Origin of the sequence: Actinoplanes sp. NPDC026619, from assembly GCF_040638295.1 — a bacterium.
Lineage (GTDB): Bacteria > Actinomycetota > Actinomycetes > Mycobacteriales > Micromonosporaceae > Actinoplanes.
In genome coordinates this window covers 136,992-149,858 of record NZ_JBEZYA010000012.1, presented here as the reverse complement: position 1 = coordinate 149,858, position 12,867 = coordinate 136,992, and the positions used below count along the sequence as shown (strand labels likewise).

Here is a 12,867-nt window from a genome sequence, read left to right as displayed (position 1 = left end):
AACCATTGAGGAGTACGCGGCCCGGGCCCCCAACCGCAGCGCCGGCCCAACCCACCTTCTCGGCAGGAAGCAGACCGTCCCGTGCGAAGGGATCAGCGCTTCCGATCTTCGATGACTCCGGGCGTCAGCCATCGGCTACCGCGGCCTCGTAGGCCAGCAGCGTGTCGACGATCAGGCGGCGTTCGGCGGGAGTGAGCGGCGCCAGGGTTCGCCGCCAGGCGGCCGCGAAGGGGGACAGCCACTCGGAGATGGCGTCCCGGGCGTCGGGGGCGATGTCGACAATCCGGCGGCGGCGGTCCGCGTCGTCCTCGTGGCGGATCAGGACGCCCTTCCGGCTCAGGTCGCTGACCAGCAGGCTCACCGTCGTCGGGGCCACCTCGAGGCGGTCGGCCAGCTGGGACACCGTCTGCGGGCCGTCCAGCAGCAGCAACGACATCAGGGACCGGTGACGCGGGGCCAGGTTGAAGGCTTGCAGCTGAGCCGGCGGGACGATGCGCTTCGCCCGGCTGACCAGGCGAGGGAACAGCATGATCAGTTCGCGGACGGCGTCGTCCGGCGGATCGGGCGTTGACACCCCGTACGCCTCCTAATAGCTTTGATGTCAAATGTTCTTTGTCGTCAAAGACATCCTAGGGGAGCGGGCATGCCTCATCTGACCGTGCATGCGCTGGAGAGCGACCTCGCCGGGCGCGAGGGCGACCTGATCGCCGGGCTGACCGAGGCGGTCGTCGCGGTCTACGGCGAGTGGGCCCGGGAGAGCGTGGAGGTCCTGCTGCTCGGGGTGGCCGCCGGGCGGTGGGGGAGCGGCGGCAAGGTGGCCGGCGCGCCGGCGCCGCGGGTCGCGTTCGGCATCCGGGCGACCGTCCTCGACCGCCCCGATGCGGCCGAGGTGCTCGGCCGGCTCACCGCCGGCATCACCGACGCGCTGGCGGCGGTGATCGGCGAGCAGGCGCGAGCCGGGACGGTCGTCGAGTTCGCAGGGACGCCCGCCGGGCACACCGGAGTGGGCTGAATGCCCTGCCGGGCTTCCGGCAGGGCATTGGTGGTGGGTGGTTCAGATGAGCCAGCGGTTCTTCTGCACGATCGGGAGCTTGGCCCAGATCTTGCCGAGGCCCCAGGTCTGGCCGGCGTAGGTGAGGGCGAAGACGATCGCGGCCAGGCCGTAGATGACGTGGTAGTCAACAACCGGGTTCGACGAACCGGAAGCGATCGGCCATTCGGCGAACCACATGAAGGCCATCATCAGTGGTGCGGCGACGGCGGAGACGCGCAGGCCGATGCCGAGGATCAGGGCGAGGCCGAGGCCGAGCATGCCGATCATGAAGGCCCAGTTGGCGAAGGGGGTGCCGGCGATGCTGTGGAAGAAGCTCTTGAGCGGTCCGGCTTCGACGGTGGACAGGAAGCCCTTGGTCGGGGAGCCGCCGTGGATCCAGGCTTTGGCCGACGGGGTGGCGTAGCCGAAGCCGAAGGTCTTGTCGAGGAAGGCCCAGAGGAAGATGAAGCCGGTGGCGACCCGCAGGACGGCGAGCACCTTCGCGGCGGTCTTGGTGAGCATGTGCCCGGGCGCTTCAACCTTCTCGAGGTGGGCCACGTTGCTCCGGCCGATGGTGGTCATTTCGTCCTCCTGGATTCAATCTCTCTGGCTCTGACTCTCCTCTCGGCCGGGCTTTCCCACCTGGGCCTAAGTCCCTGGAATGCCCGGGACCAAAGTCCCTGAGCCGGTCAGGACCTCGGACACCTCGCGGCGCGGGGTGGGGCGGCTGGGCATGCCGTAACCGAAGCGGATCACGATCTGCGGGTGCCCCGGCCGGCCCAGCGAGCGGCGCAACTGGTCGCGGGCCGCCGGCACCTCGATGGGCTGGCTGATCAGCGACGTGTCCAGGCCGGCCGCGGTCGCGGTGAGCAGCACCTTCTGCATGGCCTGGCCGGCGTTGCTCTGGTCGGCGGCGGTGTCGCCGGGCACGCCGAGGATGCCGACCAGCGGTTCCGGTTCGTAGTCGTGGCCGGGCGCGCGGCGGCGCTCGTTGAAGAAGCGCTGGGGCAGGATGTCCTGCGGCTCGGCCAGGGGCGCGCGGGCGTAGTCGGGGATGGCGTGCCGCCACGTCTCCATCTCGGCCAGGTAGGCGGTGTCGCGCTGCAGCACCCGGTCGGCGCTGTGCGCGATCTCCGAGAAGCCGGCCACCGCGACCGTGCCGACCAGCAGGGCCAGCCAGCTGCTCTCGGAGCGGGCGGCGTCGATCAGCCGCACCCGCACCTCGGTCGGCACCGGGTCGGGCCAGAACGGCTGGCGGTTGCTGTGCCGGCGCGGGACGGCGTCGAAGAGCTCGGTCTCCGCATACGTCGGGGGGCGTTCCCTCGCCGGCGTGAGCCGGGCGATCAGGCCGGGCTCGCGCGGTTCGGGGTGCAGCCGCACCTCGGCCGGTCGCCCGGACGCGGCGAGCGCGAGCCGGGCGTTGTAGGTGGCGGCGCCGACCGCGAGGCGGGCCGCCCAGCCGGTGCGGTCGATCGCCGGCAGCCGGCGGGCCGGGTCGGCCAGGATCTCGATCGCGCCGCCGGCCAGGCGGAACAACCACGGCTGGCTGTTGTGCAGGGACGGCGCGCGGACGGCGGCCTCGACCGCACGGTGCAGGTCGGCCTCGGTGTAGGAGTCCATGGTTACTCCACGATCGTGATCACGTCGCGCGGATCGCGCCGCGGGGCGCGGGGCAGCGGAACGTCGGCGGGGTTGGCAACATCGGCGGGCAGATGCCCGAGGCGGACCACCAGGTAGGGGTCGCCGAGGCCGGCGAGCATGACGCGCAGCAGGTTGCGCGGCCACTCGACCTCGATGGCGTCGCTGATCGGCGCGGTGGCCAGGCCGTCGGCGGTGGCACGCAGCAGCAGGGCGGAGAGCGCCTCGCCGCCGCGCAGCAGGTCAGCCGGCTCGTCGCCCGTGCCGAACAGCACCACGAACGCCGCGCCCTGGTCGTGGGCGGTGCCGGCGGCCAGGCCCGCGTCGCCGCCGGGGGCGAAGTCGCGGACCGGCACGCGGCGCAGCTCGTCGCGGACCGCGGTCGATGCCGGCACGCCGTCACCGGCGAAGTCGGGCCGGCTGGTCCACTGGTCGAGCTCCTCGCGGTAGGCCGGGTCGGACTGCTCGGCCCGGGCCGCCAGCTCGGCGGTCACGGCCAGCTCGGGGATCTGCTCGGCGCGGACGACGTGCAGGTAGGCCCCCTCCGACTCGACGAGCCGGCGCAGCACGGTCAGCTCGGCATCGGCGACCGGGACGTCGCCGAACGCCCGCCGGTCGGTGCGGCGCCGGTGGATCGCGTCGGCGAGGCGGGCCGCCTCGGGGTCGGGCTCGGCCGGCGCCGCGAGCCGGAGCCGGGCCAGCAGGGCCGGCCGCGCCGGGTCGGGGAGACGCCAGACGACGGCCGGATGCCCGGCCGCGGCCAGGGTGACCCGGGCGTGGTGCAGGGCGGCGCCGCAGCTGAGGAGCAGCAGTCGCCCGTCCCGGTCGACGGTGTCGAGGCGGCGGCTCGCGTCCGACCACAGCTCCATGGTGTCGCCGGTGATCCGCCACGACCACGGCTGGGTGTTGAACACCGAGGGTGCGTGCTGAGCCGCGCGGGCGGCAGCTTCCAGTGCTGTCATGGGACCAGCGTGCCGCGCGGCAGGCCCTGCCGATCAGGGCCGAAAGTCCCCCATCCGACCGCCCCGCCCGCCACCCATGATCAGACTGAAGGCCATCTAGGAAGTGATAGGCGCTCGCCAGGTGGCCACGGTGCCGCGACCGCCGGGGCCGGGGCCGATCTCGAACTCGCCACCGAGGTCACCGGCGCGGTCGATCATATTCACGATGCCGCCGCGGGCCTGGGCCGGGTCGGCGCCGACGCCGTCGTCCTCGATCCGCAGCACCACCTCGTCGCCGGTGGCGTGCACCGTGACCCGGACCGTGGTGGCCTGCGCGTGCCGGGCGACGTTGGAGAGCGCCTCGCGGAGCACGGCCATCAGCTCGGGAACGATGTCGTCGGGGATGGCGCTGTCGACCGGGCCGACCGTGTCGAGCACCGGGCGGAAGCCGAGCGTCTCGGCGGCGGCGTCGACGGCCTCGCGCAGCTCGGTGCGCAGCGACGGGCCGGTCGGGGTGCGCAGCTCGAAGATCGAACGGCGGATGTCGCGGATCGTCGCGTCGAGGTCGTCGACGGCCGCGTTGATCCGCCGGACCGCTTCCGGACGCGCCGCATGGGGCACCGCGCCTTGCAGCTGCATGCCGGTCGCGAACAGCCGCTGGATGACCACGTCGTGCAGGTCGCGGGCGATGCGCTCGCGGTCCTCCAGCACGACGAACTGCTCGCGCTCCTCCTGGGCCCGGGCGCGCTCGAGAGCGAGGGCGGCCTGGCCGGCGAACGTGGAGAGCAGCACCGCCTCCTCGTCATCGCCGGGCCGGTCGAGCGGCTGGGTGACGATCAGCACGCCGCGCATGGCCTGCGCGACGGTCAGCGGGGCGGCCAGCGCCGGGCCGTCGGGCACCGCGGCCGGCCACTCGGCCGCGGCGACCAGGTTTTCCACGTAACGGTATTTCTCCGAGCCGAGCTCGGCGGCGACCACCGGGTCGATCGGGATGGACCGGCCGGCCAGCCCGTCGGCGCCCTCGGCCACCTCGATCGTGTAGCGGCTGTTCTCCTCGTCGTAGAGCAGCACCATCACCAGGTCGGCGCCGGAGACCTCACGGGCGCGCCGGGCGATCAGCCGCAGCGCCTCATGGGTGCGGACCTCGCCGAGCAGCACGCCGGTGATCTCGGCGGCCGCGGCGAGCCACCGCTCACGGCGCTGGGCCAGGGCGTAGAGGCGGGCGTTGTCGATGGCGACGCCGGCCGCGGCGGCGAGCGCCACCACGATCTCCTCGTCGTCCTGGCTGAACTCGGGGGCGCCCCTCTTTTCCGCCAGGTAGAGGTTGCCGAAGACGTGCTCGCGGGTGCGCACCGGGACACCGAGGAAGCTGTGCATCGGCGGGTGGTTGGGCGGGAAGCCGAACGAATCCGGGTGCTTGGTGATGTCGGGCAGCCGCACCGGCTTCGGGTGGGTGATCAGCAGGCCGAGCACACCGCGGCCGTGCGGCAGGTCGCCGATCTTGGCGTGGGCGGCCGGATCGATGCCGTGGGTGATGAAGTCGACCAGGTCGGAGCGGTCGGCGCCGATCACGCCGAGCGCGCCGTACTGCGCTCCGGCCAGCGCGCAGGCGGCCTCGACGATGCGCTGCAGGGTGCTGCGCAGGTCGAGGTCGCTGCCGATGCCGACGACGGCGTCGAGCAGGGCACGAAGCCGCTCGCGGCTGGCCATGACATCGCCGACCCGCTCGAGCATTTCGTGCAATAGTTCGTCGAGGCGAACCCTGGAGAGCGGGCCGAGGCCTAGCGATGGTGGTTCCGACATGCGGCTAGGTTATCGAGTTCGAGCGGCCGGGGACCTTAGGCACTTGGGCCCTGTGGATAACTAGCGGTAGGAAAGAATCATGATCCGCGTCTTTCTGCTCGACGACCACGAGGTGGTCCGCCGTGGCCTCGTCGACCTCCTTCAGGCCGACGGCGACATCGAGGTGGTCGGTGAGTCCGGTTCGGCCCAGGAGGCCACCCGCCGCATCCCCGCGCTGCGCCCCGACGTCGCCGTCCTCGACGCCCGGCTGCCTGACGGCAACGGCATCGACGTGTGCCGCGACGTGCGGGCGATCGACTCGTCGATCAAGGGCTTGATTCTTACGTCGTACGAGGATGACGAGGCCCTGTTCGCCGCGATCATGGCCGGCGCCTCGGGTTATGTGCTGAAGCAGATCCGCGGCACCGACCTGGTGGACGCGGTGCGCCGGGTCGCCGAGGGACAGTCGCTGCTGGACCCGGCGATCACCCAGCGGGTGCTGGAGCGCATCCGCAACGGGGTGGAGGCGCCGCGCGAGCTGGCCGGCCTGACCGATCAGGAGCGACGGATCCTGGAGTTCATCGCCGAGGGCCTGACCAACCGCGAGATCGCGTCGCGGATGTTCCTGGCCGAGAAGACGGTGAAGAACTACGTCTCCAGCCTGCTCGCCAAGCTCGGCCTGGAACGGCGCACACAGGCGGCGGTCCTTGCCACTCGTCTGCTCGGAGATCGCAAGTCCGGGTGACGGGACTTTCGGCCCTGCCCGACGGGACGGATTGATCGAAAGGATACGGACGAATCTTAGAAAGGATCGTCCGTGGACGCGCTAGATCTCGCCCGATGGCAGTTCGGTGTCATTACCGTCTACCACTTCCTGTTCGTGCCGATCACGATCGGCATGTCGGTTCTGGTCGCCGGGCTGCAGACCGCCTGGGTGCGGACCGGCAAGGAGCAATACCTGCGGGCCACGAAGTTCTGGGGCAAGCTGTTCCTGATCAATTTCGCGATCGGCGTGGTCACCGGAATCGTGCAGGAGTTCCAGTTCGGCATGAACTGGAGCGACTATTCACGTTTCGTCGGCGACATCTTCGGTGCGCCGCTGGCCATCGAGGGCCTGCTCGCCTTCTTCCTCGAGTCCACCTTCCTCGGCCTGTGGATCTTCGGCTGGGACAAGCTGCCCAAGAAACTGCACCTGGCCACGATGTGGCTCGCCGCGCTGGGCACCTGGCTCTCGGCGTACTTCATTCTTGCGGCGAACTCATGGATGCAGCATCCCGTGGGTTATGTGCTCAACGAGGCCCGCGGCCGCGCCGAGCTCAAGAGCATCGGCGCCGTGCTGACCAACTCGACCACCCTGGTGACCTTCCCGCACACCATCACCGCCTGCCTGCTGACCGGCGGCGCCGTGCTGGTCGCGGTCAGCGCCTGGCACCTCAAACGGCGTAACCAGGAAGACATCTTCCGCCCGAGCCTCAAGCTCGGCGCCTGGGTGGTCCTGATCGCCGGCGTCGGCGTGCTGATCACCGGTGACCTGCAGGCCCGCGTCATGACCGAGCAGCAGCCGATGAAGATGGCCGCCGCCGAGGCGCTCTACAACACCGCCAAGCCGGCCAGCTTCTCGATCTTCACGATCGGCTCGCTCGACGGCAGCGAAGAGGTGGCCAGCGTCCGCATCCCGTCGCTGCTGTCCTTCATGGCGACCGGCAGCCCCAGCGGCGAGGTCGAGGGAATCAACAACATCCAGCAGGAGTACGAGGATAAGTACGGCGCCGGCAACTACAAGCCCTACGTGCCCGTCACCTACTGGTCGTTCCGCCTGATGATCGGCTTCGGCGGCCTCGCCATGCTGGTCGCACTGGCCGCGCTCTGGTTCACCCGGCGCGGGCGCACGAGCGCTCCGAGGTGGTTGTGGATGGCCGGGATCCTCGCGATCGGGGCGCCGCTCGTGGCCAACTCGTTCGGCTGGATCTTCACCGAGATGGGCCGTCAGCCGTGGTCGGTGTTCGGCGTGCTCAAGACCGCCGACAGTGTCTCGCCGTCGGTGGGCGCCGGGACGGTCGCCACCTCGTTCATCGGGCTCACCCTGCTCTACGGCGTGCTTGCCGTGATCGAGGTCGGGCTGTTCCTGAAATACGCCAGGGCGGGCGCGCCCGAGATACCGCCCGAGTCCGAGTCCGAAGACCGGCCGCTGGCCTTCGCGTACTGAAAGGAGGTTTGCTGATCATGGAATTGACCACGGTGTGGTTCGCACTCATCGCCATCCTCTGGGCCGGCTACTTCCTGCTCGAGGGATTCGACTTCGGCGTCGGCATCCTGCTGCCGATCCTCGGCCGCGACGACCGGGAGCGCCGCCTGCTGATCAATACGATCGGCCCGGTGTGGGACGGCAACGAGGTGTGGCTGATCGTCGCCGGTGGCGCCACTTTCGCCGCTTTCCCGGAGTGGTATGCGACCTTGTTCTCCGGTTTCTATCTGCCGCTGCTGCTCATCCTGGTTGCGCTGATCATCCGCGGAGTCGCGTTCGAATACCGCGGCAAGCGTGACGGCGGGCCGTGGAAGGCGCGCTGGGACTGGGCGATCTTCGTGGGCAGCGTGCTTCCGGCGCTGCTCTGGGGCGTCGCCTTCGGCAACATCGTCCGGGGCGTACGGATCGACGAACACCACGAATACGTGGGCAGCTTCGTCAACCTGCTCAACCCGTACTCGTTGCTCGGTGGTCTGACCACGCTGACGCTGTTCACCCTGCACGGCGCGGTGTTCCTGGCCCTCAAGACCGACGGCGAGATGCGCCGGCGGGCAAACGGCCTGGCCTCGAAGATCGGCGTCCCGGTCGTCGTGATCGCCGCCGCGTTCCTGCTGTGGACCGCGATCGCGCACTTCGACGGGGTCGGCGTGGTGCTGTTCGCGCTGGCCGCGGTCGCGCTGATCGCCGCGCTCGCGGCCAACCGGCTCGGCCGCGAGGGCTGGGCGTTCATCGCCACCGGCATCACCCTGGTGCTGGCCGTGTTCGGCCTGTTCGTGACGCTCTTCCCGAACGTCATGCCGTCGTCGATCGCCGATGCGAACAGCCTGAACGTGGACAACGCATCGTCCACTCACTACACCCTCAAGGTGATGACGTGGGTGGCGGTGTTCTTCACCCCGATCGTGCTGCTCTATCAGGGCTGGACGTACTGGGTGTTCCGCAAGCGCCTGACCGTGGAGAGCATTCCCCACCCGCGAGGCCAGGCATGAAGCCCCTGGACCCGCGGCTTCTGAGATATGCCCGCGCCAGCCGGGCCTACCTCGCGGCCACTGTCGCACTCGGCGTGGCCCAGGCCGTGCTGATCGTGGCCCAGGCCACGCTGCTGGCGCACGGCATCGCCGCGGCCTTCTTGGACGGGCTGTCGTTCCACGGCCTCACCCCGACGCTGATCGCGCTGGCCGCGGTAACCGCCGGGCGGGCGGCCGTCGGCTGGCTGCAGGAGGCCGCGGCGGCGCGCTCCTCCGCGGCGGTCAAGGACGAGTTGCGCGGCCGGCTGTTCGCCCAGGCGGCCGCGCTCGGCCCCGGCCGGGTCAAGACCGGCGAGATGATCGCGCTGGTCACCCGGGGGCTGGACGCGCTCGACGCGTACTTCGCCCGATACCTGCCGCAGCTCGTGCTGGCCGCGTTGATTCCCGCCGTGGTCCTGGCCCGGCTTCTTCCCGCCGACCTGGTCGCCACCGTCACGATCGTGCTGACCCTGCCGCTCATCCCGGTCTTCATGGCGCTGGTCGGCATGCACACCGAGTCGGCCAACCGGCGGCAGTTCCGGCTGCTGGCCCGCCTCGGCCACCACTTCCTCGACGTCGTGGCCGGGCTGCCCACCCTCAAGATCTTCGGCCGCGCCGCCGCCCAGGCCGGCAACATCCGCCGGGTCAGCGCGGAGCAGCGCCGGGTAACGATGCGCACGCTGCGGATCGCGTTCCTGTCGTCGCTGGTGCTCGAGTTGCTCGCCACGCTGTCGGTGGCGCTGGTGGCGGTCGGCATCGGGCTGCGCCTGGTCAACGGCGATCTTTCGCTGGCGACCGCCCTGCTGGTGCTGATCCTGGCGCCGGAGGCCTATCTGCCGCTGCGGCAGGTCGGCGCGCAATATCACGCGGCCGCGGAAGGCGTGGCCGCCGCCGAGGAGGCCTTCGCGATCCTCGAGTCCCCGGTCGTGGCTTCGCCGGGCGCCGCTTCCGCGGCCGGCCCGATCGTTTTCGAGGAAGCGGTTGTCCGCTACCGCGAGCGGGACGCGCTCCGGCTCTCCGCGGTCGTCGAGCCCGGCGAGTTCGTGGCGCTGACCGGGCCGAGCGGCTGCGGCAAGTCGACCGCGCTCAACGTTCTGCTGGGCTTCGCGCCCGTGTCCGACGGCGTCGTCACCGTTGGTGGTCGCGATCTGTCCACCATGAACCTGCGGGACAGCATCGCCTGGGTGCCGCAACGGCCGCACCTGTTCGCCGGCACCATCCGCGAGAACATCGCCCTCGGCGCCCCGCCGGACGCCGACGTCATGGCCGCCGCCCGGCTCGCCGGCGCCCACCACTTCATCGTCGACCTCCCGGCCGGCTACGAGACCGTGCTGGGCGACGGTGGCACCGGCCTCTCCGCCGGCCAGCGGCAACGGCTCGCCCTGGCCCGCGCGTTCCTGCGGGACGCCCCGATCGTGCTGCTCGACGAGCCCACCGCCAACCTCGACGCGGCCTCCGCCGAGGGGATCATGGCGGCGATCCGGCGGCTGGCCCACGGCCGTACGGTCCTGATGGCCGCCCATCGTCCCGAACTGATCGCGCTCGCCGGTCGCGTTCTCGACCTCACCCCGGTCGGTGCCCGATGAACTACCTCCGTCTGCTGCGCCCCGGCTTCTGGCTCGCCGTACTGTCCGGCGCCGCGGCCGCCGGTTGCGCCGTCGGCCTGATGGCCACCTCCGCCTGGCTGATCTCCCGCGCTGCCCTGCACCCGCCGGTGCTGCACCTGATGGTGGCGATCGTCGCGGTGCGCGCCTTCGGCGTGGGCCGCGGCGCGCTGCGCTACGCCGAACGCCTCACCGGCCACGACGCCGCCCTGCGCGCGCTCGGCAGCGTGCGCGTGCGCCTGTTCACCCACCTGGCCCGCGTCGCGCCGGCCGGCCTGGCCGGCTTCCGCCGCGCCGACCTGGCCCAGCGCCTCGCCGCCGACGTGGACGCGGTCCTCGACCTGCTCACCCGGGTGTTGCTGCCCTACGCGGTGGCCATCGTGGTGGGCGCCGGGTCGGTGCTGCTGATCGGCGCGCTCTCGCCGATCGCCGGCGTCACCCTGGCCGCCGGCATCCTGCTGGTCGGCGTCGGGGTTCCGCTGCTGCAGGCCCGGGCCGCCCGGCAGGCCGACGGCCGTCTCGCGCCGCTGCGCGGCGAACTGGCCACCCAGGCCGCCGATCTGTTGCAGGGCCTGCCCGACCTGATCGCGTACGGCGCGGCCGCCGACCGCCTCGAGAAGCTCGCGTTTGTCGGCGGCGAACTGCGCACGGCCGAGCGCCGGTCGAGCGTGATGGCCGGCCTGGCCGCGGCCGTCACGGCTCTGGCCACCGGCCTGTCCGTGCTGGTCGGCCTGGCGGCCGGCGCCGTCGCGGTCCGTTCCGGCGACCTGAAGGGCGAACTGCTCGCGGTCGTCGTCCTGACCCCGCTCGCGGTCTTCGAGACGGTGGGCACGCTGCCCGCCGCCGCCCAGCGCTTCGCGGCCTGCCGCACCTCGATGCGCCGCCTGGCCGAGGTGATGGCCACGGCGTCCCCGGTAGCCGAGCCGACCGACACTCCGGCCGGGCTGCCGGCCGGGCCGCACACCCTGCGGCTCACCGACGTCGGCGCGGCCTGGGTGCCCGGCCGCCCGGTGCTGCACGACTTCAACCTGACGCTTGCGCCCGGTGACCGGGTGGCGCTGGTCGGGCCGAGCGGCTCCGGCAAGAGCACGGTGGCCGCGCTGCTGGTCCGCTTCCTCGACCCGACCGCGGGCCGGATCACCATGGACGGCGTCGACCTGCGGGACATCCCGTCCGACCGGGTCCGGCGGATCGTCGGTTACCTGCCCGAGGACGCCTACCTGTTCGACACCACCATCGCCGCCAACCTGCGCATCGCGCGACCCGACGCCACCGACGACGAGCTGCGCGCGGCGCTGGCGCAGAGCCGGCTGGCCCAGTGGGTGGACGGCCTGCCCGCCGGCCTGGAGACGACGGTGGGGGAGCACGGCATGGAGCTCTCCGGCGGCGAGCGCCGCCGCCTGGCGCTGGCTCGCGCGCTGCTGGCCGGCTTCGAGGTGCTGATCCTCGACGAGCCCACCGAACACCTGGACGACGAGACCGCGGCCGCCCTGACCCGCGACCTGCTGGCTGCGGCCGGCGACCGCACCGTCCTGCTGATCACCCACCGCCCCGGCATCGCCGCCGAGGTCGACCGCGTGATCAGCCTGGGCGAACCAGCCGCCACACCGGAGCCGGTCCCGGTCCAGATCTAGACCCTTTATCGTCGTGCAGATGAGCGAGCCGATCATCATCGACTGCGACCCGGGCCACGACGATGCGCTGGCGCTGCTGCTCGCCGTCGGCGATTCGCGGCTGCGTCTGCTCGGCGTGACCACGGTCGCCGGCAACCAGACGCTCGACAAGACCACTCGGAACGCGCTGAAGATCCTCGCGCTGGCCGGCGCGGCCGACGTCCCGGTCGCGGCCGGCTCGGCGCGCCCGCTGGTCAGCGACCTCACCGTGGCCGAGGACATCCATGGCGCGTCCGGCCTGGACGGACCAGACCTCGATGTCCCGGTCGCCGAGCCGGTGGGCGTGCACGGCGTCGAGCTGATGCGGCAACTCATCGTGGCCGAGCCCGACCCGGTCACGGTGATCGCCACCGGACCGCTGACCAACGTGGCTCTGCTGCTGCGAGCCCACCCCGAGGTGATGCCGCGGATCAGCCGGGTCGTCTTCATGGGTGGCTCGACCGACCGGGGCAACTCGACGCCGTACGGCGAGTTCAACATCGTCACCGACCCGGAGGCCGCCGACATCGTGCTGCGTTCCGGCCTGCCGACCACGATGATCGGCCTGAACGTGACGCACCAGGCGCTGGCCACCACCGAGATCATCGCCGAGTTCCAGGGCATGGGCACCCGGCTCGGCACCATCTGCGCGGAGCTGATGACGTTCTTCGCGAGCACGTACCGCCGGGAGTTCGGCTTCGAACATCCCCCGGTGCACGACCCGATAGCGGTGGCCGCCGTGATCGACCCGTCGATCATCCAGACCGTCGCCGCCCCGGTCGCGGTGGAGTTGACCGGCACACACACTCGCGGCGCGACCGTCGTGGACCTCCATCACCGCACCGCCGGACCAGCCACCGCCGACGTCGCGGTGGGCCTGGACGTGGACGCCTTCTGGCGGCTTCTCATGACCGCGGTGCGGAAGGTGGGCGACGCGACCTGAAGAAGGTGACGGGTCGAGGCGA

The 12,867-nt window shown here is 71.4% G+C and carries 12 protein-coding genes; 7 read left to right on the top strand and 5 right to left on the bottom strand.

Going from position 1 to position 12,867, the window contains the following annotated elements; translation table 11 throughout:
- Window positions 1-124: 124 nt before the first annotated feature.
- A complete protein-coding gene (locus AB0E90_RS25690; RefSeq protein ID WP_360410561.1) occupies window positions 125-574 on the bottom strand; it encodes a MarR family winged helix-turn-helix transcriptional regulator in 450 nt (149 codons plus the stop codon).
- 69 nt (window positions 575-643) lie between these two features.
- Between AB0E90_RS25690 and AB0E90_RS25685 the strand changes: the two genes are divergently transcribed.
- Entirely contained in the window at window positions 644-1,012 is a 369-nt protein-coding gene (locus tag AB0E90_RS25685) for a tautomerase family protein (RefSeq protein WP_360410558.1), read from the top strand.
- Between the two features lie 42 nt (window positions 1,013-1,054).
- Here AB0E90_RS25685 and AB0E90_RS25680 read toward each other — a convergent pair whose 3' ends face one another.
- The 4 genes from AB0E90_RS25680 to AB0E90_RS25665 all read right to left on the bottom strand — a co-directional run bounded on the left by AB0E90_RS25680 (window position 1,055) and on the right by AB0E90_RS25665 (window position 5,415).
- Window positions 1,055-1,615 (bottom strand): hypothetical protein, encoded by a 561-nt coding sequence (locus AB0E90_RS25680; RefSeq protein WP_360410555.1) that lies wholly within the window; start codon window positions 1,613-1,615, stop codon window positions 1,055-1,057.
- 66 nt (window positions 1,616-1,681) lie between these two features.
- The gene (locus tag AB0E90_RS25675; RefSeq protein WP_360410552.1) at window positions 1,682-2,653 is read right to left on the bottom strand and encodes a nitroreductase family protein; all 972 of its coding nucleotides are present in this window, start codon (window positions 2,651-2,653) and stop codon (window positions 1,682-1,684) included.
- 2 nt (window positions 2,654-2,655) lie between these two features.
- Window positions 2,656-3,633, bottom strand: a complete 978-nt coding sequence (locus AB0E90_RS25670) for a nitroreductase (RefSeq protein ID WP_360410549.1) — start codon at window positions 3,631-3,633, stop codon at window positions 2,656-2,658.
- Window positions 3,634-3,729: 96 nt separating this feature from the next.
- A complete protein-coding gene (locus AB0E90_RS25665; protein WP_360410546.1) occupies window positions 3,730-5,415 on the bottom strand; it encodes a GAF domain-containing protein in 1,686 nt (561 codons plus the stop codon).
- 79 nt (window positions 5,416-5,494) lie between these two features.
- Here AB0E90_RS25665 and AB0E90_RS25660 point away from each other — a divergent pair, with 79 nt between their 5' ends.
- The 6 genes from AB0E90_RS25660 (at window position 5,495) to AB0E90_RS25635 (ending at window position 12,845) form a co-directional block, all read left to right on the top strand.
- Window positions 5,495-6,139, top strand: coding sequence for a response regulator transcription factor (locus AB0E90_RS25660; protein WP_360410543.1), 645 nt, complete (start codon window positions 5,495-5,497; stop codon window positions 6,137-6,139).
- 72 nt (window positions 6,140-6,211) lie between these two features.
- Complete coding sequence (locus AB0E90_RS25655; protein WP_360410540.1) at window positions 6,212-7,600, top strand: cytochrome ubiquinol oxidase subunit I; 1,389 nt, start codon at window positions 6,212-6,214, stop codon at window positions 7,598-7,600.
- A 17-nt stretch (window positions 7,601-7,617) separates the two neighbouring features.
- The gene (gene cydB, locus AB0E90_RS25650) at window positions 7,618-8,628 is read left to right on the top strand and encodes a cytochrome d ubiquinol oxidase subunit II (protein ID WP_360410537.1); all 1,011 of its coding nucleotides are present in this window, start codon (window positions 7,618-7,620) and stop codon (window positions 8,626-8,628) included.
- Complete coding sequence (cydD, locus tag AB0E90_RS25645) at window positions 8,625-10,232, top strand: thiol reductant ABC exporter subunit CydD (RefSeq protein ID WP_360410534.1); 1,608 nt, start codon at window positions 8,625-8,627, stop codon at window positions 10,230-10,232. Before cydB ends, cydD begins: the two co-directional genes overlap by 4 nt.
- Window positions 10,229-11,884, top strand: coding sequence for a thiol reductant ABC exporter subunit CydC (gene cydC, locus AB0E90_RS25640; RefSeq protein WP_360410531.1), 1,656 nt, complete (start codon window positions 10,229-10,231; stop codon window positions 11,882-11,884). The genes cydD and cydC overlap by 4 nt, the downstream gene beginning before the upstream one ends.
- A 19-nt stretch (window positions 11,885-11,903) precedes the next feature.
- Window positions 11,904-12,845: a nucleoside hydrolase gene (locus tag AB0E90_RS25635; protein WP_360410528.1), complete on the top strand. Its 942-nt coding sequence runs from the start codon at window positions 11,904-11,906 to the stop codon at window positions 12,843-12,845.
- The last annotated feature ends 22 nt before the right edge of the window (window positions 12,846-12,867 follow it).

Coding starts and splice junctions, on each gene's coding strand:
- AB0E90_RS25685 (WP_360410558.1), top strand. CDS start 644: ATGCCTCATCTGACCGTGCATGCGCTGGAGAGCGACCTCGCCGGGCGC.
- AB0E90_RS25680 (WP_360410555.1), bottom strand. CDS start 1,615: ATGACCACCATCGGCCGGAGCAACGTGGCCCACCTCGAGAAGGTTGAA.
- AB0E90_RS25675 (WP_360410552.1), bottom strand. CDS start 2,653: ATGGACTCCTACACCGAGGCCGACCTGCACCGTGCGGTCGAGGCCGCC.
- AB0E90_RS25670 (WP_360410549.1), bottom strand. CDS start 3,633: ATGACAGCACTGGAAGCTGCCGCCCGCGCGGCTCAGCACGCACCCTCG.
- AB0E90_RS25665 (WP_360410546.1), bottom strand. CDS start 5,415: ATGTCGGAACCACCATCGCTAGGCCTCGGCCCGCTCTCCAGGGTTCGC.
- AB0E90_RS25660 (WP_360410543.1), top strand. CDS start 5,495: ATGATCCGCGTCTTTCTGCTCGACGACCACGAGGTGGTCCGCCGTGGC.
- cydB (WP_360410537.1), top strand. CDS start 7,618: ATGGAATTGACCACGGTGTGGTTCGCACTCATCGCCATCCTCTGGGCC.
- cydD (WP_360410534.1), top strand. CDS start 8,625: ATGAAGCCCCTGGACCCGCGGCTTCTGAGATATGCCCGCGCCAGCCGG.
- cydC (WP_360410531.1), top strand. CDS start 10,229: ATGAACTACCTCCGTCTGCTGCGCCCCGGCTTCTGGCTCGCCGTACTG.
- AB0E90_RS25635 (WP_360410528.1), top strand. CDS start 11,904: ATGAGCGAGCCGATCATCATCGACTGCGACCCGGGCCACGACGATGCG.